This window comes from Nitrospira moscoviensis (assembly GCF_001273775.1).
Taxonomy (GTDB): Bacteria; Nitrospirota; Nitrospiria; order Nitrospirales; family Nitrospiraceae; genus Nitrospira_D; species Nitrospira_D moscoviensis.
The window spans coordinates 4057602-4083861 of the sequence record NZ_CP011801.1 but is presented as its reverse complement, the minus strand read 5'-3'; the positions used below and the strand labels follow the sequence as shown (position 1 = coordinate 4083861).

The window sequence follows — 26260 nt, the reverse complement described above, 5'->3', positions numbered from 1 at the left end:
TATGCGAAGCCACAAGAACACTTACGTAGGAGTGTCCTTTCAAGGCCGCAAAGTTAGGAGCGTTGAAGGGATCGGACCTTAATGAGCCGGTGAAGCGTGGAGGAGCTCCCGGACCTTTTCAATGAGCGTCGTGGGCAAAAACGGCTTTTGGAGAAACGGCATATCGTCGGCAAGGCCGTTGGCGTGCAGCGTGTCGCCCGCATAGCCGGACATGTAGAGCACCCGGGCTGCCGGTTGCAGCGCTTTGACTCCCTCCACTAGGTCGGCGCTTTTCATCCGCGGCATGATGACGTCGGTGATGACGAGCGGGCAAGTGCCTTTCAGCCGTTGCAGGCATTGGAGCGCTTCTTGGCCGTCCCGGGCCGCTTGGACGAGGTAGCCGTGGTCTTGCAGGATGGTCGCGATGAGCGTCCGGATGCTCTCATCGTCTTCGACGACGAGAATGGTGCTGGGCGGGGGGGCGGCGGTCGTCTCGGGTTGGACGACTTCCGGAGCGGCGATCGGTTGGCCGACGCGGGGCAGGTAGACGGTGAAGCGGGATCCGCGGCCCGGCGCGCTGACCACGTCGATGTAGCCGCGGCTTTGCTTGACGATGCCGTACACGGTGGCCAGCCCCAGTCCCGTGCCTTTGCCCGCCTCCTTGGTCGTAAAGAACGGCTCGAAGATATGGGCCAGGGTCGCGGCATCCATCCCGCAGCCGCCGTCCTGCACCACGATTTTGACGTAGGGACCTGCGACCGACCCCGGATGCGTCCTGGTGAAGGACTCGTCGAGATCGACATTGTCCGTTTCGATGTTCACCAGCCCTCCGTCGGGCATGGCGTCGCGCGCGTTCAGCACGAGATTCATGATGACTTGCTCCAATTGCACCGGGTCGGCCATCACATGGCCGGTGCGGGGGTGGAGCACGGTCACCATTTGAATCTGCTCGCCGATGAGCCGCTGCAGAATATCCTCCATGTCGCGGATCACCTGCGTGACGGGCAGTTCCTTGGGCTCGAACACCTGGCGCCGGCTGAACGTGAGCAGTTTTTTCGTCAGGGCGGCGGCCCGCATTCCGGCCTGGCTGATCATGTCCAGCTCCGGACGGGCCGGGTGGTTCGCCATCTGCTGCAACAGCCGGTGGGCATGGCCCATCACCACCATCATCAGATTGTTGAAATCGTGCGCGATTCCCCCGGCCAATCGGCCGACGGCTTCCATTTTTTGTGATTGATGCAGCGCCTGGGCGGTCCGCTTCTGCTCGGTGACATCCACGATCGTTTCGATGACATGCTGCGCCCCGTCCGAGGTGGAGGCTTTCGACCAATGGACCAGCAGATGTTTGTCTCCCGGCAGCGCGACTTCGTTGGACACGACGTCGTTGGACGCGAGGGCTTCCGGCATCCGGCAAAAATCGCAGGGCGCCGCACAGCCGGCAATCTTGTCGTAGCAAGCGGCGCCCGAGATGTCTCCGAATTTTTTGATGCCGGTGTCATTTTGAAACTGCACGCGGTGGGTGGCGGGATCGATGACGGAGACGATGACCGGCTGGGAGTTGAGCAGGACGCGGGCGTCGTATTGCGGAAGGTCTGTCGGCCGGGACCCGGACGCCATGCGCTCTGCCTCGTCGCTCATCGGATAGCGGCCGCTGCCCGGCGGCCTATGCTTCCCACGAGGGTACTATAGGTCGGCGGTGAGTCAAGGAGATCGACGATTCTGAAAGGAAGGCAATCGATGTGGGAGGCGACGGTCTATTTGAGCAAGTGGTCGGACACCAGCGCGGCGAGCTCAGCCGGCTCCACGACCCCCTCGCGGGTCAGGAGCAGCTTGCCATGGGCGAAGAAATGGGTGGTCGGATAAGTCTCGAATGTATGGGTCTTTTTGATCTCCCGGCAGCGGCCGGGAACGTGCATCTTGGCCTTGCCCACTTTGATCGAAGGGAATTTCGCGGCGGTGGCCTCCAGGATTGGATCGTACTGTTTGCAGGGCTCGCATGTGGCGAGACCGTAGGCGACGACGGCTCCGGGGCTGTCGGTGAATTCCTTATAGTTGGCGTCGCTGACGTCGAGGACGGTGCTCATAGAGTGACCAGTGACGGGTGATGCGTGACGAGTAGGGAAAGGCCGAGCACCATACATTTACCCGGCCTTCCCGACCCGGTCCATGAGCTAGTTCAGCTTCGCGAGGGCTTCCAGAATTTCCTTGTCTTCGCGAGCCACCTTGATCTCCTGCACCTTCACGTAGGCGACTTTTCCGTTCTTATCCACGATGACCGTCGCGCGCTTGGAGCAGTTCAACGGCTCGAAATACAGACCGTACGCCTTGCTGACGGTGCGATGCATGTCGGCCAGCAGCCGGTGCTTGAGGTCCAGCGAGTCCGCCCAAGCCTTGTGCGAGAAGAAACTGTCGCAGCTGATGCCGAACACCTCGGCGTTCGCCCCTTGAAATTTGGGGAAGTCGTCCGTCAAGCATTTGTTTTCGCCCTGGCATACCGGGCTCCAGTCCAGCGGATAGAAGCAGAGGACCACGTTCTTCTTGCCGCGGTAGTCGCTCAACTTCACATCCTTCTGGTCCTGATCCTTTAGCGTAAAATCCGGCGCGGTATCGCCGGGCTTGATCTCAGGGGCTACGTCGCTCATCTCGGCTCCTCCTTAAATATAAGAACACGGCCCTTTATGGGTAAATGAGGTCGTTGACGGAAATGACCCCGCTGTTGAAACTGCAAAGTTTGTAACCCGCTGCCGGAAAGCTTGTCAACGGCCTGAAAGACCTAGAACGCCGCATCGTCCTTCTTCGCGCCAGGGGACATTCTGTCCGCTGGAATGGGTCTGTAGGACAGATTGTCTCCGTAACGCGACATCCTCTTCCTTAAGTACTCGTAATCACGATCGGTCCTATAAGTGAGGGCCGGTCTGATTCTTGACCTTAGGACCTCCGCCTTGGTCAAAACCCTAGCCAGGATCCGGGAGATTCGGGGACACCCGATGGCGGTCTTCCGCCGTCGGGTTCCGGAAGGAAAAGGAGCCAGCGTGCCGATTGTCCGAAGGGCCTGTGTGCAGGTATGGGCGGCGATGCTGCTTTGTGTCGGTGCCCTCCCGTTGCCCGCCGGGGCCGGGACCGAGCCCAACCAGGACTACGATTTCCATCTTTCCAAAGGCCTGTACCTGTACAGCAGCCGCCAGGACAAGGAGGCCCGCCGCGAGCTGACCGAGGCCGTGAGGGCGAGGCCCGGCGATCCGACCGCCGGCTACTACCTCGGCCGGACGTTGATTCGGTTGCAGCAATACGAGACGGCGGAAGAACGTTTTCGCCAGGTGCTGAAGCTCTATCCAGACGATCCCCGGGCGCGGATGGGCGTGGGGATGGCGCTCTATCACCAAGGCCGCTACGCCGACGCCTTGGCCAACCTCTCGACCGCCGAGGCCCGCCTCACGGACGAGCCGCTGCTCTTCTACTACCAAGGTTTGGCCGCTGCGGCCCTCCGGCGATACAAGCTGGCGGGGGAAAAGTTTCAGCGCGCCGGTGCGCTGGACCGGGAATTGGCTGGGGATCCGCACTACCAGCGCGGGGTGTCGTTCTACGGGCAAGGCAAGTTGGAGCAGGCGGCCGAGGAATTCCGCTCCGCCGCCCTGACCGCCCAGCCGCCTGCGTCCGGCCAGGCGCCGGCTGCGCTGCCGGCCACGCTCGGCTCACCGGCCAAACGGTGGGACGTCAGCGCGGCGCTCAGCCTACAGTACGATTCGAACGTGGTGCTGCAGCCGAGCGGGATCTCGTCGCCGGGGAACGCCATCTCCCGGAAGGACGATTTCGTCACGGTGCTGAACGGCGGTGCCGACTACCGGTTTGTCCAAGACGACACCTGGACGGTGGGTGCGGGCTACGGCTTCTACCAAAACATCCACGCCCGGTTGAGCGACTTTGACGTCCAGGATCATACCCCGACGATCTATGCCCAGCGACGGTTCGGCGCAGCGCAGCTCCGCGCGCAATATCTGCTGGACTACGTGACCGTGGGGGGCGATTCCTATCTGTTGGCCAATACTCTGCAATCGGTCCTGACATACCCGGAAAGCGACCGCACCTTCACTCAGGCCTGGGTGCGCTACCAAAACCAGGACTTCAAGGAATGGTCATTGGATCGGGGAGGGGTCAATCCGACGCGTGATGCGAACAATTATATGGTCGGCGCGATACAGCATTGGGTCTTCTCCGAGGGCCGGAGCCGCATACGCGCCGGGTATACGTTCGACACCAACCGGACGGGCGGAGGCGACATCGACCGGGCCGTCCCCGGCCGGCCCACCAGCGCCGACTGGTCGTACGTCGGGCATCGATTGTCGACCGGGATCGGGTTTCAGCCGCTGCCCGCCACCACCTTCGATCTGGCGTTCGATTATTACCGCCAGGGGTACGACAATCCCAACTCGTTTTCGGCCGACGGGACGACGGTCCGGAAAGACAATATCTTTCTCCTCACCGGCACGGCCGTCCACGACCTGCGGTCATGGCTCTGGATCGCCTTTCAATATCACTACACGAGGGACGACGCCAACATCGCGGCGTTCAATTACGTGCGGCATGTGATTTCGTTCACCGTCGGAGGACGATTCTAACGGAGGGAAACCCATGATCGTCCGACTCATCGTCCTGGTGGTCTGCGGTTGGATTGGGCCGGCGGGCATCGCGTCGGCGGCCGACGCACCGGATGTCGGGGTCTTCGTCGCCGTTCACGGCACGGTGACGATGCAGCCGGCCTCGTTGACGGCGCCGCAGCCCGTGAAGCCGTATGATCGGCTCGGCCCGCTCGCCGTGATCGAAACGCAGGCCGGCTCCAAAGCCAAGGTCCTCTTTCTGGACGACACGCTCATTACGCTCGGCGAACGCAGCCGCTTGGAAATGACCGAGCAGACCTACCGATCGGGCAGTGACACCCGCGCGTTTGTGGCGCATCTGACGAGGGGCACCGCCCGCGTGCTGGTGGCGCGGCCGATTGCCGGAGAGCACTCGATCTTCGAAGTCCACTCAAGGAGCGCGGTGGCCACGGTCCGGGGCACGTATTTCATCATGTGGATACAGGAACCGCCGAACAAGCCGCCAAGCCGGCCCCGTGCCTCTGCGGCCGGTCCTCCCCCGGCGCTGGACTTTCCCGAGGAAGAGGAGGGGCCGACCGGTGTCGCGAACGTCGGACAGAACGGCGACATCACCTTCACGTCCGGCGGCGCCACCGTGCTGGTCCTTCCCGGCCAATCGTCCATCGCCCTGCCGGGGAGCCCGCCGAGCATGCCGGTCGGGATTGAAGCGTCTTTGACCGGTCCCGGGCCGATCGCCACCGCGATCGCCGCCACCTCGTTGGACGACCAGCCGCGGCCGGAATCGCCGCGGGATCACTTCGCCTCCGCCGGCGCCGAGCCAGGCGCGGCTCCTCCATCCCAACGGGTCGCCGTGGTCGGCGCGGTCGACGGGCAGTTCTCTTCCGGCGCCTATGCGGTGCCGGGATGGCCGCTTCCCGTCACGCCGGTGACGCCGCCGGCGGTGGTGTCCGGGGCGGCGCCTGTACCGGTTCTCTTTTCCATCAGACTGCCATGAAGAACGGTCGATACGAGCGATCACAGGGTGACGTAATGGCTGACGCGCACAACGGGGTGGCGCTCATTGTCGTTGTGGTCGTGCTGCTCCTGCTGTCGCTGGCCGGCTGCGGACCGGGAGGAGAGGGTACCACGGGAGGGAATACGACGCCGACGCAGCTGAGTTTGGTGGCTGGCCAGGCGGGAATAGCCTCGCTGGTCCCTCAAGTCGCCAGAGTCGAGATCGAGATATCCGGTCCCGACATCGCCACGCAAACGAACTCCGTGCCGGTGTCGAATCTATCCTCGGGACAAGAAATTCCACTCACGGTCAATGCGCCTTTGGGCGACAACCGAACGGTCCGCGTGCGGGCCTTCAACAGCGGCAACAGCTTGTTGTTTTCGGGCAGCGCAAGCGTGACGTTGCCTTCATCACAACCCATTCCGATCACGGTCTTCCTCCCGTTCCGCGTGACCGTCAATCGGAACGGCAACGGCACGGTCACCTCCTCGCCGCCCGGCTTCCCCTGCGGCGCCAATTGCCTCGACTTCGACCATGACACGCCGGCGACGTTCACGGCGAGCGCGGCTCCCGGCTCGACCTTCGCCGGCTGGAGCGGCGGCGGCTGCAGCGGGACCGGTTCCTGCGTCGTCGATGAGACGGCGACGATCACCGCGACATTCACCGCCGCACCGAACACTGCGGTGTTGACGGTGAGTGTCACGGGGCCCGGCACCGTGACCAGCAGTCCCGGCGGAATCAGTTGTCCGACGGCCTGTTCGGCCAGTTTCTCTCAGGGCACCACTGTGACCTTGACGGCGGCGCCGACAGGCGGCGCGACGTTCGCCGGCTGGGGCGGCGCCTGCAGCGGGACCTCAGGGGCGACCTGCGCGGTCACGATGAACGCCAATCTTAATGTCATCGCCACGTTCAACGCCGCGCCTTCAACCGCGGTCCTCACCGTGACAAGAACGGGGAATGGGACCGTCACAAGTGCTCCGGCTGGAATCAGCTGCGGCAGTACCTGCAGCGCCGGGTTCACAACCGGCAGCAGCGTCACCCTCACAGCCGCCCCGGCGGCGGGCTTCGTCTTCGGTAGTTGGGGTGGCGCATGCAGCGGAGCGTCAGGGAACACTTGCACTGTGACCATGAACGGCCCTCAAACCGTCACTGCGACGTTCAACCCGGCTCCCCCGAGCACGGCGACGCTCACGGTCGGCAAAGCAGGGGCGGGCAGTGGGACGGTGACGAGCTCGCCAGCCGGCATCAATTGCGGCGGCGACTGCAGCGAAACCTATCCCGCCGGCACGACCGTCACATTGACGGCCGCGCCGGCCGCCGGATCGACCTTTGCCGGCTGGAGCGGCGGCGGCTGCGGCGGGACGGGAACCTGTAGCGTCACGATGAATGCGAATCAAACCGTCACGGCCACGTTTAATATAGTCGCCCCGACCACGGCGGTCCTGACGTTGACGAAAGCCGGAACGGGAACCGGAACGGTGACCAGCTCGCCGGGCGGCATCAGTTGCAATGCGGGCTGCAGCTCCGATACCGGTACGTTTGCCATCGGTACGTCGGTGACCCTGACCGCCACGCCGTCTACTGGATCGACCTTTGCCGGGTGGAGTGGGGGCGGATGCAGCGGGACGGCGCCGTGCGCCGTCGCGATGAGCGGCAATCAAAGCGTCACGGCTACGTTCACTGCCGCGCCGACTCTTCGGACGTTGACCGTGACCAAGGGCGGCGCCGGCGCCGGCACCGTGACCAGCTCGCCAGGCGGCATCAATTGCGGGCCCGCCTGCACGGCCAGTTTTTCCGACGGCACGAGCGTGACGCTGACGGCGACGCCAGCCCCCGGTTCGGACTTTGATGATTGGAACGTGACGGGAGGCGGCAGCACCAGCGGCTGCGGCGGCGGACCGACGTGTACGGTTCTGATGGATCGAAACCGCACCGTCAGGGCTGATTTTGACGACTAGCCTGCTATCCCTGCAATTCGCGGAAGCCGAGCATCCGGCCGGCCGGGGCGGCCGTGCGATAATTCACGACGCGAACGGTGCGGCCGAGCAACGGCAGATGGAACGCGCTGCCGACTTTCGGCGACTGTCCCATGCGCAGCAGTTCGGTGGCCGACTCCACCAGCAATTCCTTGGCCGTACTCTCGGGAAGCCCCTTCCGCTGAAAGACCTCGATCTCATCCAAGCCGAACTTGGTGAGTCCCAGCGAATAGGACCAGACGTGGTCGGGCCGAGCCGAGTCGTCGTGCGTGACAGTCATATGATCGTCCGCCATAAAAGCCGTCATCGGTCGGTCCTTCCAGTCCGATGGATTCACATAGGCCTGCGTCGTCACGTCGTAGGCGGTGCCTTGCGTCAGGAGCGTGAGCCCGCGAGCCACGCGCGCGGCGAAGAGGACCGTGTCCGGCATGTCCCTCGGGGCGGCGAGGGACGGGGCGACGGCGCCCATCCGCTCATGTTCCCAGGCCAATTGTTTCATGACATCCGCCACATGCGTCATCGGCAGCGGCATGACGACATGCGCGGACCACGGACCGTGCGTCGCCTGCCAGGATTCCGGCGAGCCTTCTTCATGGCGAACGGACAACGGCCCGCCGTACTCGCGCTCGTACCACAGCTTCAATTCTTCGGTGGCGGGAGCGGCGCCCCGATAGCCGACGAAGTACAGCGGCGGGCGTTTGGCCGACGGCTTGGGGGTTTTCTTTCTGATGCGCATCGAAACCTGTGGGCTCCGGGGCTGCGGCCTCACCCCTTACCGCTTACCGCTCTCGGGATTACTTCGCAGCCTTCCGCGCTTTGCGGCGGTCTTCGGGGTTCAGCAGGCGCTTCCTGATGCGGAGGTTCTGCGGCGTGATTTCGACCAACTCGTCGGGGCCGATATATTCCAGGGCGAATTCCAAGGACATCTCCTTGGGCGGCGTGAGGATGAGCGCTTCGTCCGAGCCGGAGGCCCGCATGTTGCTCAGGTGTTTTTCTTTGCACACGTTCACGTCGAGATCTTCGTCCCGATTGTTTTCGCCCACCACCATGCCCCGATAGACCTCGACGCCGGGGCCGATGAAGAGCGTGCCGCGCTCCTGGGTCATGAACAGCGCGTAGGCCGTGCTGGTCCCGTCTTCGAACGCGCAGAGCGAGCCGTGCGGGGCGACCACCAAATCCTGCTCGTTCGCCGGTTCGTAGGCTTTGAACACGTGATGCATGATCACCGTCCCGCGCGTTTTGGCGAGCAGGACATTTTTCAATCCCATGATCCCGCGCGTGGGAATGTGATATTCAAGGTGCATGTCGCTCGGCCCCGCGTCGCTGTGGACCAGCTTCATATGCCGCATCTCGCCGCGCCGCTTGCCGACTTCCTCGATCACGGCCCCTTGATACATGTCCGGCACTTGGATGGTCAGCTCTTCATACGGCTCGGTGACCCGGTCCCCCTCGCGGTGCAGGATGACTTCCGGTTGGGACACTTGTAGCTCGTAGCCTTCCCGCCGCATCTGCTCGATCAAGACGGCAAGATGCAGCTCGCCGCGGCCGGCGACGAGAAAGCGATCGGCGCTGTCGGTCTCGTGCACGCGCAACGAGACGTTCGTTTCCAGTTCCTTGAAGAGGCGGTCCCGGAGGTGGCGGGAGGTGAGGTACTTGCCTTCCCGTCCGGCGAAGGGGCTGTTGTTCACCGAGAAGGTCATCTGCACGGTCGGCTCGTCGATCGCCACGCGGGGCAGCGCGATCGGCCGTTCCGCGTCGGCGATCGTATCGCCGATGCTCACGTCGTCGAGTCCGGCTACCGCGACGATTTCTCCCGCCGCCGCCTGCTCGGTGTCGGCCCGTTCGAGCCCGGAATAGACGGCCAGATCGGACACTTTCCCGGGCGTCTGGACGCCATCCTTCCCGATGACGATCACGTTCTGCCGCCGGGCGATCGAGCCCGATTGGATCTTCCCGATGCCCATCTTGCCCTTGTAGGGATCTTGGATGAGCGCCAGCACCAGAATCTGCAGCGGGGCGTCGGCGTTGATGACCGGGGCGGGAATGTTCTCCAGCACCGTGTCGAGCAACGGCGTAATGTCGGTGCCGGGTTTGTTCACGTCGAGCGTTGCCTGGCCCTTGATGGCGGAGGTGTAGACGATCGGGAAGTCGAGCTGCTCGTCGGTGGCGCCGAGATGCACGAACAGGTCGAACGTGCGGTTGACCACATCGTCGATGACCGCATCCGGACGATCGATCTTGTTGACGACCACGATAGCCTTGTGCCCGAGCGCCAAGGCTTTCCGCAGCACGAAGGTCGTCTGCGGCATCGGCCCTTCTTTCGCATCGACCAGGATCAGCACGCCGTCCACCATGCGGAGGGTGCGTTCGACTTCGCCGCCGAAATCGGCGTGGCCCGGCGTATCGACGATGTTGATCTTGACGCCCTTGTACGTGACGCTGGCGTTCTTGGCCCGGATCGTGATGCCCCGCTCCCGCTCCTGGTCCATGGAATCCATGATGCGCTCGCCCATGTCGTCGATCTTCCGATGGACGTGCGTCTGCCGCAGGACCGCGTCGACGAGCGTCGTCTTCCCATGGTCCACGTGGGCGATGATGGCGATGTTCCGGATATCGGTCCGGCGGTCGTGTGGCGCGTGTACGTGAGACATGTCGTGGCTTTCTCTCGGCGAAAAAAAAGACGCCTCGAACTGCCGGCGTCGGAAGGGAGTATACCGAAAAGCGGTCGCGCGTACAAGCGCGCAGGGGCGCCGCCGCGTCGCTCGGCGAGGCGGCGGGATGCTTGAGTTTTGGGGGGTTGCGTTGTAAGGTGAGTCCGCCGCCCTCGCGACCACTTTCTTTCCACACAGGAGCCCCGCTCGGATGCCAGGCGACGATCGCTTTATCGAGATTCAACAGCCGGCCCGCCGCCGATGGCGGTGGTGGCAGATCACGCTGCTCACGGTCGGCGCCCTCGTCCTCGTCGGCGTGACGGCGGCGGCCGGCGTGATCTGGCATTTTTCGCAGGACCTGCCGTCGCTCGATCTGCTGCAAAGTTATCAGCCGAGTCTCGTCACGACCGTGTATTCGGATGACCGGCAACCGATCGGGCAATTTTTCATCGAGCGCCGGATTCTCACGCCGCTCGCCGATATTCCCGACTCGCTGAAGCAGGCGGTCATCGCGACGGAGGACGCCCGGTTCTTCGAGCATCCGGGGCTGGATTATATCGGGATCCTGCGCGCGGCGTGGACGAACATCCGCCACGGAGGCCGGAAGGTCGAAGGCGCCAGCACGATCACACAGCAGCTGGCCCGCTCACTCTTCCTTTCGGCGGAACGGTCCTACGATCGGAAGATTCGGGAGCTGATCCTCGCCTACAAGATGGAAGCCGTGTCGAGCAAGGAGCAGATTCTTGAAACCTATCTCAACCAAATCTATTTCGGCCAGGGAGCCTATGGGGTCGCGTCGGCCGCGCAGTCCTATTTCGGGAAGGACATCACCACGCTGACGCTTGCGGAATCGGCGTTCCTGGCCGGCCTGCCGAAATCGCCCAGCCGGTTTTCCCCCTTCACCGCCTACGAACGGGCCAAGAAACGCCAAGAGCATGTCCTGTCCCGCATGGAGGAAGCCGGGTTCATCACCGCGGCGGAACGGGAGGCGGCGGCGGCGGAAGCGCTGAACTTCCATCGGCCGGGCAGCGAGCATTTCGCGCCGTACTTCGTCGAATATGTCCGGCAGTTGCTGGTGGCGAAATACGGCGAGACGATGGTGTACAAGGGCGGGATGCAGGTCTATACGACGCTGAATCTGGAGATGCAAAAGGCGGCGGAAGCGGCCTTTGCCGCCGGCGTGCGCGAGCTCGACAAGCGCGAAGGCTGGCGCGGGCCCAAGCGCACCGTCGATATCGGGATGCTGCAGCCCCCGGCCGCCGCGTCCACGGATGGGACGCTCAAGCCGGGCGACCTTGCCGAGGGGATCGTACTGAAAGCCGGCAAAGACCATTATGCGGTCCTCGTGGGAAGCGTCACCGCCAAGCTCTCCTTCGACGACATGGCCTGGGCCAAGCGGCAGCTGAGGGGGCCCGATCCGGCGGTCGATTTCGTCGTCAATCCGAATCTGAAGCAGATCTTGAAACCCGGCGACGTGATCGATGTAGCGGTCAAGAAGGCGACGAAAGAAGGTCTGACGCTCACGCTCGAGCAAACGCCGATCGTCGAGGGGGGGTTGATCGCGCTCGATCCCCGCACCGGCGCGATCCGCGCCATGGTGGGCGGCTATGATTTCTCCCGGAGCGAATACAACCGTGCGGTGCAGGCGCACCGGCAGCCCGGGTCCGCCTTCAAGCCGCTGATCTATGCCACGGCCATGAGCCAGGGCATGAGCCCGGCCACGCAGATTCTCGACGCACCGGTGGTGTATGAACAGGAGGAAGACGACAAGATCTGGAAGCCGGAGAACTACGGCCGAAAATTTCACGGCATGGTGAGCCTGCGCGACGCGCTGGCCCATTCGCACAACCTGGCGACGGTCCGGCTGCTGGACAAAGTTGGCATCCGGAACGTCATCGACTTTTCCCGCACCGTCGGCATCACCAGCCCTTTGCCGGCCGATCTGTCGTTGGGGCTCGGCTCTTCCTCGGTGGGATTGATGGAGCTCACCTCGGTGTACGGCGTGTTTCTGAACAAGGGCAGCAAGGCGGAGCCGTTCGCCATCAAAGCCGCGCAAGACAACACCGGCAAGGTGCTGGAAACGACCGAGCCGGAGCCCCGCGAAGTCATCTCGAAGGAAACCGCCTATCTGATCACGAATATGATGGAAGACGTCGTGCAGAAGGGCACCGGCCAGGCGGCAAAGAGTCTCGATCGCCCGATCGCCGGAAAAACGGGGACGACGAACGACTACATCAACGCATGGTTCATCGGCGGCACGCCGAATCTGGTGACCGGCGTGTACGTCGGATTCGACGATCGCCGCTCGTTGGGGGAGAGCGAAACCGGCGCCCGCGCCGCCCTGCCGATCTGGCTCGCCTTTATGAAAGAGGCGCTGAAGCAGCTGCCGGTCGTGCCGTTTGAAATCCCCGACGGCGTGACGTTCGTGAAAGTCGATGCGTCCACCGGATTGCTGGAATCCGACCAAGAGGGCGAGGGGGACAAGGGAACCGTCGAGCTGTTTACGAAAGGCAGCGAACCGACGCAGGCGGCGCAGCGCCGGCTCGATCCGACCGACTTCTACAAGCTGGATCAGATTCCCGAAGGGCAACCGGTGGGGGAAGGGAGCCTGTAAGGCCGATCAGGCTTTCGAGTCCTGATACTCCTCGTGCCAGGCCATTTGGATCGCTTCCAGAATCTTCTCGTTCGACTTTTTCGGGTCGTCCTTGAAATCCGGCAATGCGACGATCCACGCGTGCATGTCGGTGAAGCGCACCGTGAGCGGGTCGGTATCCGGGTGTTCCTCCACGAGCCGGATGGCGATGTCTTCGGCGTCCTGCCACTTCAGATCCATGATGAAGTACTCCCAGCCGGCGGCTTCTCAGCCGATTTCCGACAGCTTTTTGTTCTCCAGCGCTTCCTTGAGCGACGTGTCCATTAACACTTCGGCGAGATGGTGCGTCACTGTTTCCAGCTCGGCGATCTGGGACCTGATGGCCTTATGATCCTCTCCGGCCTTGGCGCGCCGGAGCGCGTCCGCCGCCGCGCGGATCGTTCGCACTTCATCCTCTGTGACCAGATGGCTGCCCCGCTCCAGGGCCTTGTCCGTCGCATGCAGGATGGCGTCCGCTTCCGTTCGGGCTTCGATCAGCTGCCTCGCCTTCAGGTCGTCCGCGGCGAACTTGTACGATTCCCCGATCATCCGCTCGACTTCTTCGTCACTCAAACCATACGACGGCTTGACGGCGATCGATTGGGTTTCGCCGGTCCGCACGTCACGCGCCGCGACGTTCAAAATGCCGTTGGCGTCGATCAGGAAGGTCACCTCGATCCGCGGCACGCCGGCCGGCAGCGGCGGCACCTTCAGGCGGAACCGCGCCAGGCTGCGGTTGTCCTTCACCAACTCGCGCTCACCTTGCAGAATGTGGATGTCCACGCCGGTCTGGCCGTCCACATAGGTCGTGAACATTTCCTTGGCGCTGGCCGGGATGGTCGTATTGCGCCGGATCAGGCTGCTCATGACGCCGCCCATGGTCTCGATCCCCAGCGAGAGCGGCGTGACGTCGAGCAGCAGCATATCGGTGGTGCCGCCGCTCAAGATGTCGGCCTGCACGGCCGCGCCCAGGGCGACGACTTCATCGGGGTTCAGATCGCAATGCGCCGGCTTGCCGAAGAGTGCCTGCACCCGCTGCCGGACGATCGGCATGCGCGTCGCTCCGCCGACCAGCACCACTTCATCGATCTCGGGCGGACCGAGCCCGGCGTCTTTCAGGGCCAATTTGCAGGGAGTCAGGGTTCGTTCGACCAATCCTATGGTCAAGGATTCCAATTGGTCGCGTGTCACTTCACGCGAGAACCGGCCCCTGCCGTCCGGCAGGTCGATCGTCACCTCGGTCTTCCATTCATCCGACAGGCGGATCTTGGCCCGCTCCGCTTCCAGGCGAACCGCCTGCATATGGTCCGGACTGCCGGATAAATCGATGCCATGGCGCTCTTTGATGTCGGCCAGGAACCGATCGGCCAAGAGACGATCGAAATCGTCGCCGCCTAAATGCGTATCGCCGTTGGTGGCGAGCACTTCGAAGATGCCGTCCTTGAGCTTCAGGATCGAGATGTCGAAGGTCCCGCCGCCCAAGTCATAGACCGCGATGGTGCCTTGCGTGCGCTGTTGCAGGCCGTACGCGAGCGAGGCGGCGGTCGGTTCATTGATGATCCGCAGCACTTCCAGGCCCGCGATCATGCCGGCGTCCTTGGTGGCCTGGCGCTGGCTGTCGTTGAAATAAGCCGGGACGGTGATGACGGCTTTGGTGATGCTCTCGCCGAGAAAGGACTCCGCCCGCTGCTTGAGCTCCTTCAGGATCATGGCGGAGATCTGCGGCGGCGAGTAACTTTTTTCACCGAGCTTGATGCGAATGACGCCGCCCTGTTCCGTCAATTGATACGGGAAATAGGCCAGTTCCTGTTGGACGTCCGCGAGCCCCTTCCCCATGAAGCGCTTCACGGAATAGACGGTCCGCTGGGGATTCCGAACCAGATGCTCCTTGGCGGCATCGCCGACAATGAGACCGTTATCGGTCAACGCCACCACGGACGGAACCATGGTCCGGCCGTGTCGTCCCGGGATGACCGTAGGTCGCCCATCTTTCATGTAGGCGACAAGCGAATTGGTTGTGCCGAGATCGATCCCAACAATGCGTGCCATTGTGTATTACTCGATGGTCGCGACGAGGTCGTTGACGATGTTATTGACGTAGGTGCGGTTGGACAGGAGGTCGCGCATCTGTCTCAAGAGACGCTGACGCTCGCTGCGCGCGGCGTCGGTCGCCTCGCCTCGATCTTGGAGCGCGTCCCATTGCGCGAACAGCTGCTGTAATTGTGTTTCCATATCGCGCTGCCGCCGCTCCAAGGTCTCCCGCTCACCTTGCAGCGCCGTGCGGAGCCGCTGGGCTTCCGCCGAACCGGGATCGGTTTCCCGGTATTCGTCGAGGGTTTCCTGCAGCTCCAGAATTTCTTCGAACAGATCCGCCGGGGGAGAGGTCCGGATATCCTTGACGGAGCCGGCTTCGAGATCGAGGAGGTATTCCGCCCGTTGGATGGGATCCCGGAGCGTGCGATAGGCCGTGTTCAGCATGGCGGCGTTTCCCAGGCTGATGGCTTGCTCCGTCTCGCTCTTGCTCTGATAAAAGTCGGGATGGAAGGCGCGGCTCAGCTCGTAGAACTTGGCCTCCAGCGTCTTCGGATCGACCGTGAGCCGGCGCGGAATGCCCAAGCAGGTGAAGTAGTCCGTGTCCTTGGAGACCGGCTGCACTTTGATGCAGCGCTCGCAAAAATACTCCCCGGCCACTTCCGATTGGCAGTGCCAGCACATGCTGCGGGCCATCTGCAGCTCGCGGGGGCTGGTGCTGTGGGTGTGCTCCATCTCCTATCCATCCCCGGGCATGCTGCGGGCGATGCCCTGGAAGCGTCCGTCTTGTCGAGGGAGTTCCTGCTCAGGCCGAGAACGACTCGCCGCAGCCGCACGTCTTGTTCGCGTTCGGGTTCACGAACTTGAAGTTCCCGCCCATCAGATCTTTGTGGAAGTCCAGCTGCGTGCCTTGGAGATAGATCGCGCTCTTGGCGTCCACGATGACCTTTACGCCGTCGAACTCGTGGACCTGATCGTAGGGGCCGATCTTCTCGTCGAAATTGATCGTGTAGCTGAGCCCGGAGCAGCCGCCGCCCTTCACACCGAGCCGGAGCCCGCCTTCCGTCATGCCCTGGACGTTCATGAGCCGTTTGACTTCTTTCAGTGCCGCGTCGCTGAGCGTAATGGCGGGAGTCTGAGTGTCGGTGTTGGTCGTATCCATGGCTGATCCTTTCTCGTTTACTTGGCCTCGGCCGTTTGGACTTCGGTCTGAGTCTCGGCCTTTTTCTTGTAGTCCGACAAGGCCGCCTTGATGGCGTCTTCCGCCAGGACGGAACAGTGGATCTTCACCGGCGGGAGGTTCAGTTCCTGCACGATGTCGGTGTTCTTGATCTTCTGCGCCTCTTCGAGCGTCTTGCCCTTGAGCCATTCAGTCGCCAAGCTCGAGCTGGCGATGGCCGACCCGCAGCCGAAGGTCTTGAACTTGGCGTCGACGATCGTATCGTTCTGCACCTTGATCTGGAGCTTCATCACGTCGCCGCATTCCGGCGCGCCGACGATGCCGGTGCCGACGTCCGCATCGTCCTTCTTGAAGCTCCCCATGTTGCGGGGGTTGTTGAAATGGTCGACGACTTTATCGCTATAGGCCATGGTCCATCCTCCTCTTGGGTATCCAGGTCAGTGGGCCGCCCACTGGACTGATTTCAGGTCGATGCCTTCCTTCGCCATCTCATACAACGGCGACATTTCGCGCAGCTTGGTGACGACTTCAATAACCTTCTTGATCGTGTAGTCAATCTCGTCTTCCGTGTTGAACCGGCCGATCCCGAAACGGATTGAGGAATGGGCCAGCTCGGTGCCCACTCCGAGCGCACGCAGGACGTAGGAGGGCTCCAGGGTAGCCGATGTGCAGGCCGACCCCGACGACAGCGCAATGTCTTTCATGCCCATCAGCAGCGATTCGCCTTCGACGTAGGCGAAGGAAATATTGAGATTGCCTGGCAAGCGCTGGGTCGGATGGCCGTTCAGATAGCTCTCTTCCAGGGCTTTCATAATGCCGGTTTCCAGGCGGTCGCGCATAGCCGCGATACGGACCGACTCCGTCGGCATTTCCTGCTCGCAGATCTCACAGGCCTTGCCGAACCCGACGATGAGCGGGACGGGCAGCGTGCCGGATCTCATACCTCGTTCGTGGCCGCCGCCGTCCATCTGGGCGGCGATCCGGACCCGGGGGGCCTTCTTCCGAACGTAGAGCGCGCCGACCCCTTTGGGCCCATAGATCTTATGAGCCGAGAATGACATGAGGTCGATGCCCATGTCCTGCACGTTGACCGGGATCTTGCCGACGCCCTGCGTGGCGTCGCAGTGGAACAGCACGCCTTTTTCCTTGGCAATCTTGCCGATTTCCTTCACGGGGTTGATCGTGCCGATCTCGTTGTTGGCCAGCATGACGGAGATCAAGATCGTCTTGTCCGTGATGGCGTTTCGCACGTCCTGCGGATTCACCATGCCCTGCTTGTCCACCGGCAGGTAAGTCACCGTGGCGAGTCCCTTGGCTTCCAGCGACTTGGCGGTATCGAGGACGGCGCGGTGCTCGGTGGAGGAGGTGATGATGTGGGCGCCCTTCTCCTTGTACATCTCCAGGACGCCCTTGAGCGCCAGGTTGTCGGACTCCGTCGCCCCGCTGGTAAAGACGATTTCTTTGGGATCGGCGTTGATCAGCTTCGCGATCTGCTTGCGTGCCTGCTCGACCGCTTCTTCCGCGGCCCAGCCGAACGAGTGATTGCGGCTGGCGGCGTTGCCGAACTTTTCGACGAAATAAGGCAGCATCGCCTCCAAGACACGCGGGTCCATCGGAGTGGTCGAATGGTTATCCAGGAAAATCGGCAGCTTCATCGTGCGACTCCTTGTGGCGTGGCAGACTGGATCGTGATCAGCGGCGTGCCGCCCATCATGTCCTGCAGCGTCATGTTGTTGAGCAACTGATAGATACTGTCTTGCACCTTGAGGAGGGGCGTGCGGATGTTGCAGTGTTCCCGCTGCAAACACAGCTCCCCTTCCTTTTCATGGGAACAATCCGTGAGGCCCAGCGGCCCTTCGATGCCTTCAAGAATCTGTGCGATCGTGATATCGCTGGTGCGCCGAGCGAGGAGATAGCCGCCCTTGGGACCGTTATGGCTTTCGATCAGGCCGTTCTTCGCGAGGGTCTGGAGCACCTTCGCCAGCAGTTCGAGGGGGATGTTGTATTCCTCGGCGATCTCTTTCGTATTGACTACGCGGCCCGGCGTCACGTCGCCGAACTGCACGGAGGCAATGTGCTGGAGAGCCATGAGGGCGTAGTCTGCTTTTTTCGAAATCTTCAACATTGCTATTGCCGATCTCTTGGATCGGAGACTATAATGATCTCCGATCAATAAGGTCGGAATAAAGATAGCACGGTATTTTGAACACTGTCAATACAGTCGCTGAAGAAAGGACCGGATATGGGTGGAACCAACCCTTATATTGAGAAGACGGACTACGAGCTGCCGAAAACCACGTATACCGTCACATACATAGCTCCGAACGGGCAAGTCACCAAGGTGGCGGTCGATCCGGCCAAGATTCCATATGGATCGACCGGGCTGCCGGGCAGTATCCTCGATATCGCGATGGGGAATGGAGTGGAACTGGAACATGTGTGCGGCGGGGTCTGTGCTTGTTCGACCTGCCATGTGGTCGTCAAGCAGGGGTTGGAAACCTGTAACGAAGGCACCGATGATGAGTTCGATCAGTTGGACGAGGCTCCGATGACCACACTCCAGTCACGGCTCGGCTGCCAATGTGTGCCGAACGGGACGAAGGACATCGTGGTGGAAATCCCGGCGGTGAACAAGAATCTGGTCAAAGAAGGACATTAAAGAGTCATCGGTCATCGTTGTCTCTGATGACCAATGACCGATGACTCATGATCTCTAGTCGTACGTTTCGGTCTTCACCTCTTTCCGGTCGTACCCCGCTTCCATGAAATAGGCTCGCAGCGGCCGCACGAATCCTTTCCTGCCGCAAAGCAGGGGAAGCACGTGCGGTTTGCCGTCGATCAACGGCCGCAGCATGCCGACGGTCAAGGCGACGGCCGCCTCGTCATCGGTGGCCACGAGGGGCAGGTAGCGAAACGAGGGGTGCGTCATAGCCAGCGAGAGAAACTCCTCGTGATACAGCAGTTCCCCCTCTGCCGGACCGATTGCGATCAACAGAATCGGGGAGCGGTCGCGATGCGCATACAGCGCTTTCAGCATGCACCGCAGCGGCACCAGCCCGGTGTAGCGGCCGATCAGCAGCAGTTCCTTACCGTTCGGCTGCGGCAGCGTGAAAGCGCCGTGGGGGCCGGAGAGAAACAGCTCGTCACCCGGTTTGGCCTGATACAGATAGCCGGACCCCATGCCGTCGGGCACACGATCGAAGACGAGCGTCATCTCGCCGGACGGTGAAGCCGGAGCCGCCAGGGAGTAGGCTCGATTGAGCGGCGGATGCACGCCGACCGGGAGCTTGAGCGAGACCCACTGCCCCGGCTGATAGGCGAGCTTCTGTTCTTTGGGGAGAATGACGAGTTGGCGGACGTTCGGCGTGAGATCGGTGACCGAGAGGACTGTCGCAGGCTGCGTCAGTTCCGCCATAACGATCCGATGACCGCACTCATAGCAGAAGGCCTGCTCCTGTACAATACTTTTCGCTGCGTGCTATAGATACCGGCCTTTGCCGTGACGGAACTCGCTATGACACAAGTCCGCGTTCGCTTCGCGCCCAGTCCCACCGGCTTTCTGCATATCGGCGGCGTCCGCACGGCGCTGTTCAATTGGCTGTTTGCGCGCCAACAGCACGGCCGATTCATTCTCCGCATCGAAGACACCGACCAGAGCCGCTCGACCGACGCATCCATCCAGGCCATCATCGAAGGCATGCAATGGGTCGGACTCGATTGGGATGAAGGGCCGTTCCGCCAGACGGAGCGGATGGAGCTCTATCGGAGTCACGCGATGCAATTGTTGGAAACCGGCCAGGCCTACTGGTGCGTCTGCAAGGCGGAAGAGCTCGAAGCCCGGCGGAAAGAAGCGGAGGCGAGGGGGCTGTCGCCCCGGTACGACGGCCGCTGCCGGGCGCTCGGCATCAGCAATCCCACCGGAGAAGCGGCCTTGCGGTTCAAAGCCCCACAAGAAGGCCAGACCGTGATCGACGATTTGATCAAAGGCGAGGTCGTCTTCGACAATGCGGTGCTGGATGACCTCATTATCCTGCGCTCGAACGGCTACCCCACGTACAATTTTTCCGTCGTCGTGGACGATGCGCTCATGAACATCACCCACGTAGTCCGCGGCGACGATCACCTCACCAATACGCCCCGGCAAGTGCCGATCTTCGAGGCGCTCGGGTTTGCCGTGCCGCGCTTCGGGCACCTGCCGATGATTCTCGGGTCCGACAAGGCCCGGCTGTCCAAACGGCACGGGGCCACCTCGATCATGGCCTACCGCGACATGGGGTATCTGCCGGAGGCGATGGTCAATTATTTGGTGCGGCTGGGCTGGTCCTATGGCGACCAGGAACTGTTCACGCGGCAGGAGCTGATCGAAAAGTTTTCCTGGAAGAATGTCCAGACCTCTCCCGCCGTGTTCAATCCGGACAAGTTGCTCTGGATGAACGCGGAATACATTAAAACCAGCCCGCCCGATCGAGTGATCGAAGCGCTCGTGCCTCTGCTAGAGGCAGCAGGACTCAAAGAAGAAGTCCGGGCTGTACCCCAGGAATGGCTGGCCCGGCTCGTCGTACTGGTCAGAGAGCGCACAAAGACGCTCGTCGAAATGGTCGAATGGGTGAAACCCTACTTCGGGCAGGCGGTGGCATTCGACGAAGAGGCGGCCAAGAAGTTCCTCACGCCTTCCGTCGCTCCCGCTTTGGCAAAGCTGCTCGATCGCTTCGAAGCCTTCCCCGAGTTTGCGAAACAGGAATGGGAAGAGAGCTTCAAGAAGCTGGTGGAAGCCGAGGGGCTGAAAATGGGCCAGCTCGCCCAGCCGGTGCGCGTCGCGCTGACCGGCCGGACCGCGAGCCCCGGTCTGTTCGACGTGATGGAGGTGTTGGGCCGGGAGCGAACGCTCTTTCGATTGCGCCGGGGCGTCGAGCGCGCCTCGCGATCGTGAGCGAAGACGTTGTCACCCGCCGCTGATCTTGACTGACCGCCGACCCTTATATTACTGTGATCCTCGGTTGGGGGATCGTCTAGCGGTAGGACGTCAGTCTCTGGATCTGACTACCTAGGTTCGATTCCTAGTCCCCCAGCCAATTTTCTTTTCCTTCGAGCCCCACCTCTGCGATGTGCCGCCATACCGCGCTGGGGGATCGTCTAGCGGTAGGACGCCAGCCTTTGGAGCTGGCTACCTAGGTTCGATTCCTAGTCCCCCAGCCACTTTACCGATAGCCTCCCCCGCTCACGCCGCGGTCCGGTCTTCTGCTTTCTCCTGCCCGGCTGAACTCCGCCCGTTCACCGGCCCTTGGGCCCCGTCCCGCCAGAGCGCGAGGCCGCCGACCAAGCCGTTCACATTCGAGACGATGGTCACGTTCGCCGGCAGGAGGCTCACGTCGACCTCGCGGGAATTCCCGCCCCCGATGTAGAGCCGGGTAAAGTGGAAGATGCCGTCGAGCTTGCGCACGAACTTCGCGACACGCTTATTCCACTTCTCCTTGCCGACTTTTTTGAGTGCCTTGTCGCGCAATTTCCTCGCGCCGATCTCCAGATTCGGCACGAGGCGTCCGTCGACAAAGAGCGAGGTACCGACGCCGGTCCCCAACGTGACGACCAGCTCGACCCCGGTCCCCGCAATGGCGCCGAATCCCTGCACGTCGGCGTCGTTCGCGACGCGGACCGGCTTCTTCAGCCGCGCCTGGAGCACCTCGGCGATGTTGAAGTCCTGCCACTCCGGCGCCAAGTTCGGCGCCTCCTTCACGATCCCGTCGACGATCACGCCGGGGAAGCCGACCGCCACCCGATCGAAGGGCTCGAAGTGTTTGGCCAGCGCCACGACGGTATCCATCACTTCGCCCGGCATGCCGGAGGGAGGCGTTTCGCGCCGGACCCGCTCACCTACCGGGCGGCCGAGATCGTTCAGCAGCGTCGCCTTAATGCCGCTGGCTCCGACATCGATCACCAACGTCCGTACCGGCTCCCCGTCGGGTCTGGCGGATGTTTTGGCGGCCCGCGTGCCGGCCGCTTTGGGCGGCGGCATATGCGCAGGCGCTTCGGGGGCGGTTTGTCCCTTCGAGGGGACAGTTTGTCTTGCGTGACGCAGCATGGTCGGCCGTTTCTCTTGTCTGAATGGAGGACGAGGAAAGGAGTGCAGGACTTACGCCAGCGAGCTCAGGTCGATCACGAAGCGGTAACGGACATCGCCGCGGACGACCCGGTCATACGCCTCGTTCACCTGCCGGATAGGAATCACTTCGACGTCCGATTCGATCCGGTGCTCGGCGCAGAAATCGAGCATCTCCTGGGTTTCTTTGATGCCGCCGATCAGGGACCCGGCGATGCGGCGCCGGTGCAGGATGAGGGGAAAGGGCTCCAGCGGCCAGGCTTTCTCCGGGGCGCCGACGAGGATCAGCGTGCCGTCGGTTCTCAATAAGTTGAGGTAAGCGTTGTAATCATGGGGCGCGGACACGGTATCGAGAATGAAATCGAACCGCCGCGCCAGCTTTTTGAATGTGTCGGGCTGGGACGTGACGGCGAACTCCGAGGCGCCCCAGCGCAGCGCATCCGCCCGTTTCCGGCCGCTGGTGCTCAAGACGGTCACTTCGGTGCCGAGCGCCTTCGCAATTTTGACCGCCATGTGACCGAGGCCGCCCAGGCCCACCACCGCCAGCTTATGATATTTCCCCACGCCCCACTCGCGGAGCGGCGAGTAGGTCGTGATGCCGGCACAGAGCAGCGGCGCCGCGCCGGCCGGCGACAGCCCCTTCGGCATGCGCAACACGTAGCGCTCGTCGACGACGATCTGCGTCGAGTACCCGCCTTGGGTGACGGCCCCGCTTCGATCCCGTCCGCTATAGGTCAGCACCAGGCCGTCTTCGCAGTATTGCTCTTCCCCTTCACGGCATGCGGCGCAGGATCGGCAGGAATCGACGAAGCAGCCCACGCCGGCGCGGTCGCCGCTGCGAAACCGCGTCACCGCCTGCCCCACCTGGCTCACGACGCCGACAATTTCATGGCCCGGCACCATCGGGAAGAGCGAGCCGCCCCATTCGTTCCGCGCTTGATGGATGTCGGAATGGCAGATACCGCAATGTGAAATGACGATCAGCACGTCATGAGGACCGACAGCCCGCCGCTCGAATGAAAAGGGCTCAAGCGGAGCCTTGGCCGCCATGGCGGCATAGCCCTTCGTAGGGATCATGGAAGGCGCGCTCCAGACGTCGGGAAGCCAGACCTTAGCAAGTTCCGCGAAACTTGCCAACTACGAAAAGACCCGGGGTCGGAGAATTGCGTCAGCGTTCGGACGGCGCGTCGTCCGATTGCTCCTCTTTGTCGGCCTGGCGTGGTGACGCATCCGCAGTGAGGGAAGAGCCGGGAATCCGATATCCCTCCGCCGCCCAGGTGCCGAGGTCGATCAGCTGGCACCGCTCGCAGCAAAAGGGACGCCAAGGATTGTCGGTCCACGTGGTGGAACGGCGGCAGACGGGGCACTGCATGTTTCAGTGTACCATCGCCGCGGCGGAGGAGAGAACCGCTGTTCCGGCCGGCGAGCCTGTCAGTTCCGCGGTGAGGAGCGCGGCGCTACGACATGCAAGAGCCGGCTGAGACGGCTCCGATCCAAGTCGGTGAGGTTCAAAAATTCCACGCCGAACTCGCCATAGCGGGCCCATCGCACGGACGCGGCGTGGACCGTGATCGGCGATCCGAGGTCGGTCGCGCGGATCAACAGCCTGACGCCCGCCCCCGGATTCACCGGGGTGGAGCTGGTGACCGCACAGCCGCCGGCGGAAATGTCGAAGGTCGTCCCTTCACGGATCTCGGTATGGCCGGCGGTGGAAAAAAACACTTGGAGCTCGAGCGGGATCCGCGGATGTTCCCGGCATTCGATCATGGCAGCCTCCGGAGGTATTCCTGTCACAGGATAGACCAAGACTCTCCGGCAGGCATGCATTACTTGGAAACCCTGCAGCGGGGTAAGGGGGTAGCGGGGTAATGTTGCCCCGTTATCCCGCTATCCCGTTTGTCGGGTCTTCTCGATCTTGGCCCAGGCGTCTTTGAGCGAGACCGTGCGGTTGAAGACAGGCCGGCCGGGTGTCGAATCCGCGTCGACGCAGAAATACCCTTGCCGCTCGAATTGGAACCGGGCGCCGGGCTGCGCCGTCCGGAGGCTCGGCTCCACCAGGCAGCCGGTGAGGCGCTCCAGCGACTGCGGATTGAGGTACAGGGTCCAATCGTGATCGGGGGGGATCTTGGCGGCGTCCGTCACGAGCAGCGGATTGTAGAGGCGGACTTCCGCCTCGATCGCATGGGAGGCGGACACCCAATGAATCGTGGCCTTCACTTTCCGTTGCTCCTGCGACGATCCGCTCTTGGTCTCCGGATCATAGGTGCAATGCAGCTCCGTTATCCTCCCTGTCGCGGGATCTTTCGTCACGCCGACGCACTTGACGATGTAGCCGTAGCGCAGGCGCACCTCACGGCCGGGCGCCAGGCGGTAGAACTGCTTCGGCGGATCTTCCCGGAAGTCGTCCTGATCGATGTACAGCACCCGTGAAAACAGGACCGTTCTCGTTCCGGCCGCCGGGTCCTCGGGATTGTTGACGGCCTCCATCTCCTCGACCTGACCTTCCGGATAGTTGTCGAGAACGACCTTGAGCGGCTTCAAGACGGCCATGACACGCGGCGCCCGCTTGTTCAGGTCCTCCCGGATGAAATGCTCCAACAGCTGCATCTCGACGACGGCGTCGCGTTTGGCGACGCCGATGTGGTCGCAGAACGCCCGGATGGCTTCCGGGGTGTAGCCGCGCCGGCGGAGCCCTTTCAACGTGGGCAGCCGTGGATCATCCCAGCCGTTCACCAGCTTCTTCTCGACCAGCTCGAGCAGCTTGCGCTTGCTCATCACGGCGAACGTCAGGTTGAGCCGGGCAAACTCGATCTGTTGCGGGCGATGGGGCGCGCCGGTTTCCGCCACCACCCAATCGTAGAGCGGGCGGTGGTCCTCGAACTCCAGCGTGCAGAGCGAATGGGTGATCCCCTCGATCGCGTCCGACAGCGGGTGGGCATAGTCGTACGATGGGTACATGCACCACGCGGTGCCGGTGCGGTAGTGTGCCGCGTGCCGGATGCGGTACAGCACCGGATCGCGCAGATTGATGTTGGGCGAGGCCATGTCGATTTTGGCGCGCAGGACGTGGGCGCCGTCGGCGAATTCGCCTGCGCGCATGCGGGCAAAGAGGTCGAGATTCTCGTCCACCGAGCGGGTGCGATAGGGGCTGTCCTTGCCGGCCTCGGTGAGCGTCCCGCGGTATTCCCGCATCTGCTCCGCCGTGAGGCTGTCGACGTAGGCTTTGCCTTTTCGGATCAAGCGCACCGCGTAGTCGTACAACTGCTCGAAATAGTCGGACGCATAAAACATGTCGCCGTGCCAATCGAAGCCCAGCCACCGCACGTCCTCCTGAATCGCCCGGACGTACCGCGGGTCTTCGGTCGTCGGATTGGTATCGTCGAAGCGCAGATGGCACCGGCCGCCCGGATTCTCCTCGGCGATGCCGAAATTCAGACAGATGGATTTGGCATGGCCGATATGCAGGAAACCGTTCGGCTCCGGCGGAAATCGCGTCACCACCCGGCCCTCGTGTTTGCCGGCGGCGCGGTCCGCGGCCACGATGTCACGGATGAAATCCGAAGGGCTGGACGAAGTCGGTGTCGTCATCGGTCGGGTCTACGGCTCACAGGCGGCATTTGGACGTAGTTGTTCTATCACAGACCGAGGGGAGGGAGAAGTGGGAAAGGCCGGTTAGGAGCCCGGTTCGGCCGTCTGATGGCTCGGCATCTGGATCACGTGGAAGTCCTTTTGCGCGATCAGGTGCCCGTCCATCTTCAGGCGGAACTCGTACCGTCCGGGCGCCGGAAAGACCAGGGAGGGAATGTTGATGCCGAAATCGGAAATCTGTAACCGGTCGCCGATGGCGATGTTGGGCAGGGTGGCGCGGCAGACCGGCTGTTCGTTGTTCAGGTAGACCAAATCGATGTCGAAATGGTACGTGCCCTCCGCATCCGTGAGGCAGAAGTATAGGCCCATTTGCTGGTGCTGGAAGGGAAAGGCCACCGCCTGCAGATGCGTGAAGATGCCGATCAGGCTTTTCTTCTTCGTCAGGCTGTCCTCGATCACCTGGTCGCACACCAGGAACGCCTGGACGGTCGGCTTGATGATCTCGACCATGGCAGTATTCTATAAGATGCCGGGGCC

General features: G+C 62.6%; 25 protein-coding genes and 2 tRNA genes. 8 read left to right on the top strand and 19 right to left on the bottom strand.

Annotation, left to right across the window (positions count from 1 at the left end):
- Positions 1-78: 78 nt before the first annotated feature.
- The 3 genes from NITMOv2_RS19935 to NITMOv2_RS19925 form a co-directional block, all read right to left on the bottom strand.
- Complete coding sequence (locus tag NITMOv2_RS19935; protein ID WP_053381526.1) at positions 79-1596, bottom strand: ATP-binding protein; 1518 nt, start codon at positions 1594-1596, stop codon at positions 79-81.
- Positions 1597-1733: 137 nt separating this feature from the next.
- On the bottom strand, positions 1734-2063 hold the full coding sequence (locus NITMOv2_RS19930; RefSeq protein WP_053381525.1) for a thioredoxin family protein: 330 nt from the start codon (positions 2061-2063) through the stop codon (positions 1734-1736).
- Positions 2064-2150: 87 nt separating this feature from the next.
- Positions 2151-2621 (bottom strand): peroxiredoxin, encoded by a 471-nt coding sequence (locus NITMOv2_RS19925; protein ID WP_053381524.1) that lies wholly within the window; start codon positions 2619-2621, stop codon positions 2151-2153.
- Positions 2622-3011: 390 nt separating this feature from the next.
- On the opposite strand from NITMOv2_RS19925, the gene NITMOv2_RS19920 reads away from it, so the two are divergent.
- The 3 genes from NITMOv2_RS19920 to NITMOv2_RS24120 are packed head-to-tail and all read left to right on the top strand — an operon-like array spanning position 3012 to position 7526.
- Positions 3012-4595 carry a tetratricopeptide repeat protein gene (locus tag NITMOv2_RS19920; RefSeq protein ID WP_187299289.1) on the top strand — a complete coding sequence of 528 codons (1584 nt, stop codon included), beginning with the start codon at positions 3012-3014 and terminating at the stop codon, positions 4593-4595.
- A 13-nt stretch (positions 4596-4608) separates the two neighbouring features.
- Positions 4609-5568 carry a FecR family protein gene (locus NITMOv2_RS19915; protein WP_053381522.1) on the top strand — a complete coding sequence of 320 codons (960 nt, stop codon included), beginning with the start codon at positions 4609-4611 and terminating at the stop codon, positions 5566-5568.
- Between the two features lie 35 nt (positions 5569-5603).
- Positions 5604-7526 carry an InlB B-repeat-containing protein gene (locus tag NITMOv2_RS24120; RefSeq protein WP_187299288.1) on the top strand — a complete coding sequence of 641 codons (1923 nt, stop codon included), beginning with the start codon at positions 5604-5606 and terminating at the stop codon, positions 7524-7526.
- A 4-nt stretch (positions 7527-7530) separates the two neighbouring features.
- Here NITMOv2_RS24120 and NITMOv2_RS19895 read toward each other — a convergent pair whose 3' ends face one another.
- Entirely contained in the window at positions 7531-8280 is a 750-nt protein-coding gene (locus NITMOv2_RS19895; protein WP_053381518.1) for a hypothetical protein, read from the bottom strand.
- 58 nt (positions 8281-8338) lie between these two features.
- Positions 8339-10195 (bottom strand): translational GTPase TypA, encoded by a 1857-nt coding sequence (gene typA, locus NITMOv2_RS19890; protein WP_053381517.1) that lies wholly within the window; start codon positions 10193-10195, stop codon positions 8339-8341.
- Positions 10196-10406: 211 nt separating this feature from the next.
- Between typA and NITMOv2_RS19885 the strand changes: the two genes are divergently transcribed.
- Positions 10407-12809 (top strand): penicillin-binding protein 1A, encoded by a 2403-nt coding sequence (locus NITMOv2_RS19885; RefSeq protein WP_053381516.1) that lies wholly within the window; start codon positions 10407-10409, stop codon positions 12807-12809.
- A gap of 6 nt (positions 12810-12815) precedes the next feature.
- Here the strand turns inward: NITMOv2_RS19885 and iscX are convergent, their stop codons facing one another.
- From iscX to NITMOv2_RS19850, 7 genes are all read right to left on the bottom strand, one after another.
- Positions 12816-13028, bottom strand: a complete 213-nt coding sequence (gene iscX / locus NITMOv2_RS19880; protein WP_053381515.1) for a Fe-S cluster assembly protein IscX — start codon at positions 13026-13028, stop codon at positions 12816-12818.
- Between the two features lie 27 nt (positions 13029-13055).
- Positions 13056-14876: a molecular chaperone DnaK gene (gene dnaK / locus NITMOv2_RS19875; RefSeq protein ID WP_053381514.1), complete on the bottom strand. Its 1821-nt coding sequence runs from the start codon at positions 14874-14876 to the stop codon at positions 13056-13058.
- A 6-nt stretch (positions 14877-14882) separates the two neighbouring features.
- Entirely contained in the window at positions 14883-15593 is a 711-nt protein-coding gene (hscB, locus tag NITMOv2_RS19870; RefSeq protein ID WP_053381513.1) for a Fe-S protein assembly co-chaperone HscB, read from the bottom strand.
- A 70-nt stretch (positions 15594-15663) separates the two neighbouring features.
- Positions 15664-16020 carry a HesB/IscA family protein gene (locus NITMOv2_RS19865; RefSeq protein WP_053381512.1) on the bottom strand — a complete coding sequence of 119 codons (357 nt, stop codon included), beginning with the start codon at positions 16018-16020 and terminating at the stop codon, positions 15664-15666.
- Between the two features lie 17 nt (positions 16021-16037).
- Positions 16038-16448, bottom strand: coding sequence for a Fe-S cluster assembly scaffold IscU (gene iscU / locus NITMOv2_RS19860; protein WP_053381511.1), 411 nt, complete (start codon positions 16446-16448; stop codon positions 16038-16040).
- Positions 16449-16475: 27 nt separating this feature from the next.
- Positions 16476-17693 (bottom strand): IscS subfamily cysteine desulfurase, encoded by a 1218-nt coding sequence (locus tag NITMOv2_RS19855; protein WP_053381510.1) that lies wholly within the window; start codon positions 17691-17693, stop codon positions 16476-16478.
- Entirely contained in the window at positions 17690-18127 is a 438-nt protein-coding gene (locus tag NITMOv2_RS19850) for an RrF2 family transcriptional regulator (protein ID WP_187299287.1), read from the bottom strand. Before NITMOv2_RS19850 ends, NITMOv2_RS19855 begins: the two co-directional genes overlap by 4 nt.
- Positions 18128-18280: 153 nt before the next feature.
- Here NITMOv2_RS19850 and NITMOv2_RS19845 point away from each other — a divergent pair, with 153 nt between their 5' ends.
- Positions 18281-18697 (top strand): 2Fe-2S iron-sulfur cluster-binding protein, encoded by a 417-nt coding sequence (locus tag NITMOv2_RS19845; RefSeq protein WP_053381508.1) that lies wholly within the window; start codon positions 18281-18283, stop codon positions 18695-18697.
- Positions 18698-18751: 54 nt separating this feature from the next.
- Here NITMOv2_RS19845 and NITMOv2_RS19840 read toward each other — a convergent pair whose 3' ends face one another.
- The gene (locus NITMOv2_RS19840; RefSeq protein WP_053381507.1) at positions 18752-19453 is read right to left on the bottom strand and encodes a ferredoxin--NADP reductase; all 702 of its coding nucleotides are present in this window, start codon (positions 19451-19453) and stop codon (positions 18752-18754) included.
- Between the two features lie 99 nt (positions 19454-19552).
- Here NITMOv2_RS19840 and gltX point away from each other — a divergent pair, with 99 nt between their 5' ends.
- The 3 genes from gltX (at position 19553) to NITMOv2_RS19825 (ending at position 21234) form a co-directional block, all read left to right on the top strand.
- Positions 19553-20968, top strand: a complete 1416-nt coding sequence (gene gltX / locus NITMOv2_RS19835; protein WP_053381506.1) for a glutamate--tRNA ligase — start codon at positions 19553-19555, stop codon at positions 20966-20968.
- A 68-nt stretch (positions 20969-21036) separates the two neighbouring features.
- Positions 21037-21110, top strand: a tRNA-Gln gene (locus NITMOv2_RS19830).
- Between the two features lie 50 nt (positions 21111-21160).
- Positions 21161-21234 (top strand) — tRNA-Gln (locus NITMOv2_RS19825).
- A 22-nt stretch (positions 21235-21256) separates the two neighbouring features.
- On the opposite strand, the gene NITMOv2_RS19820 is transcribed toward NITMOv2_RS19825, so the two are convergent.
- The 6 genes from NITMOv2_RS19820 to NITMOv2_RS19800 form a co-directional block, all read right to left on the bottom strand.
- Positions 21257-22051, bottom strand: coding sequence for an ROK family protein (locus NITMOv2_RS19820; protein WP_083448237.1), 795 nt, complete (start codon positions 22049-22051; stop codon positions 21257-21259).
- A gap of 117 nt (positions 22052-22168) precedes the next feature.
- Positions 22169-23212 carry an NAD(P)-dependent alcohol dehydrogenase gene (locus NITMOv2_RS19815; RefSeq protein ID WP_053381505.1) on the bottom strand — a complete coding sequence of 348 codons (1044 nt, stop codon included), beginning with the start codon at positions 23210-23212 and terminating at the stop codon, positions 22169-22171.
- Positions 23213-23303: 91 nt separating this feature from the next.
- Positions 23304-23507: a DNA gyrase inhibitor YacG gene (locus tag NITMOv2_RS23040; RefSeq protein WP_083448236.1), complete on the bottom strand. Its 204-nt coding sequence runs from the start codon at positions 23505-23507 to the stop codon at positions 23304-23306.
- A gap of 59 nt (positions 23508-23566) precedes the next feature.
- Positions 23567-23902, bottom strand: a complete 336-nt coding sequence (locus NITMOv2_RS19810; RefSeq protein ID WP_053381504.1) for a PilZ domain-containing protein — start codon at positions 23900-23902, stop codon at positions 23567-23569.
- Positions 23903-24022: 120 nt separating this feature from the next.
- Positions 24023-25723, bottom strand: a complete 1701-nt coding sequence (locus tag NITMOv2_RS19805; protein WP_053381503.1) for a glutamine--tRNA ligase/YqeY domain fusion protein — start codon at positions 25721-25723, stop codon at positions 24023-24025.
- 84 nt (positions 25724-25807) lie between these two features.
- A complete protein-coding gene (locus NITMOv2_RS19800) occupies positions 25808-26233 on the bottom strand; it encodes a DUF6941 family protein (RefSeq protein ID WP_053381502.1) in 426 nt (141 codons plus the stop codon).
- Between the last annotated feature and the right edge of the window lie 27 nt (positions 26234-26260).

Coding starts and splice junctions, on each gene's coding strand:
- dnaK (WP_053381514.1), bottom strand. CDS start 14,876: ATGGCACGCATTGTTGGGATCGATCTCGGCACAACCAATTCGCTTGTC.
- NITMOv2_RS19815 (WP_053381505.1), bottom strand. CDS start 23,212: ATGATCCCTACGAAGGGCTATGCCGCCATGGCGGCCAAGGCTCCGCTT.
- NITMOv2_RS19820 (WP_083448237.1), bottom strand. CDS start 22,051: ATGCCGCCGCCCAAAGCGGCCGGCACGCGGGCCGCCAAAACATCCGCC.
- NITMOv2_RS19935 (WP_053381526.1), bottom strand. CDS start 1,596: ATGGCGTCCGGGTCCCGGCCGACAGACCTTCCGCAATACGACGCCCGC.
- NITMOv2_RS19915 (WP_053381522.1), top strand. CDS start 4,609: ATGATCGTCCGACTCATCGTCCTGGTGGTCTGCGGTTGGATTGGGCCG.
- NITMOv2_RS23040 (WP_083448236.1), bottom strand. CDS start 23,507: ATGCAGTGCCCCGTCTGCCGCCGTTCCACCACGTGGACCGACAATCCT.
- NITMOv2_RS19800 (WP_053381502.1), bottom strand. CDS start 26,233: ATGGTCGAGATCATCAAGCCGACCGTCCAGGCGTTCCTGGTGTGCGAC.
- NITMOv2_RS19845 (WP_053381508.1), top strand. CDS start 18,281: ATGGGTGGAACCAACCCTTATATTGAGAAGACGGACTACGAGCTGCCG.
- NITMOv2_RS19895 (WP_053381518.1), bottom strand. CDS start 8,280: ATGCGCATCAGAAAGAAAACCCCCAAGCCGTCGGCCAAACGCCCGCCG.
- NITMOv2_RS19810 (WP_053381504.1), bottom strand. CDS start 23,902: ATGATCGAATGCCGGGAACATCCGCGGATCCCGCTCGAGCTCCAAGTG.
- gltX (WP_053381506.1), top strand. CDS start 19,553: ATGACACAAGTCCGCGTTCGCTTCGCGCCCAGTCCCACCGGCTTTCTG.
- NITMOv2_RS19840 (WP_053381507.1), bottom strand. CDS start 19,453: ATGGCGGAACTGACGCAGCCTGCGACAGTCCTCTCGGTCACCGATCTC.
- NITMOv2_RS24120 (WP_187299288.1), top strand. CDS start 5,604: ATGGCTGACGCGCACAACGGGGTGGCGCTCATTGTCGTTGTGGTCGTG.
- iscX (WP_053381515.1), bottom strand. CDS start 13,028: ATGGATCTGAAGTGGCAGGACGCCGAAGACATCGCCATCCGGCTCGTG.
- typA (WP_053381517.1), bottom strand. CDS start 10,195: ATGTCTCACGTACACGCGCCACACGACCGCCGGACCGATATCCGGAAC.
- hscB (WP_053381513.1), bottom strand. CDS start 15,593: ATGGAGCACACCCACAGCACCAGCCCCCGCGAGCTGCAGATGGCCCGC.
- NITMOv2_RS19850 (WP_187299287.1), bottom strand. CDS start 18,127: ATGGCTCTCCAGCACATTGCCTCCGTGCAGTTCGGCGACGTGACGCCG.
- NITMOv2_RS19855 (WP_053381510.1), bottom strand. CDS start 17,693: ATGAAGCTGCCGATTTTCCTGGATAACCATTCGACCACTCCGATGGAC.
- NITMOv2_RS19925 (WP_053381524.1), bottom strand. CDS start 2,621: ATGAGCGACGTAGCCCCTGAGATCAAGCCCGGCGATACCGCGCCGGAT.
- NITMOv2_RS19930 (WP_053381525.1), bottom strand. CDS start 2,063: ATGAGCACCGTCCTCGACGTCAGCGACGCCAACTATAAGGAATTCACC.
- NITMOv2_RS19805 (WP_053381503.1), bottom strand. CDS start 25,723: ATGACGACACCGACTTCGTCCAGCCCTTCGGATTTCATCCGTGACATC.
- NITMOv2_RS19865 (WP_053381512.1), bottom strand. CDS start 16,020: ATGGATACGACCAACACCGACACTCAGACTCCCGCCATTACGCTCAGC.
- iscU (WP_053381511.1), bottom strand. CDS start 16,448: ATGGCCTATAGCGATAAAGTCGTCGACCATTTCAACAACCCCCGCAAC.
- NITMOv2_RS19885 (WP_053381516.1), top strand. CDS start 10,407: ATGCCAGGCGACGATCGCTTTATCGAGATTCAACAGCCGGCCCGCCGC.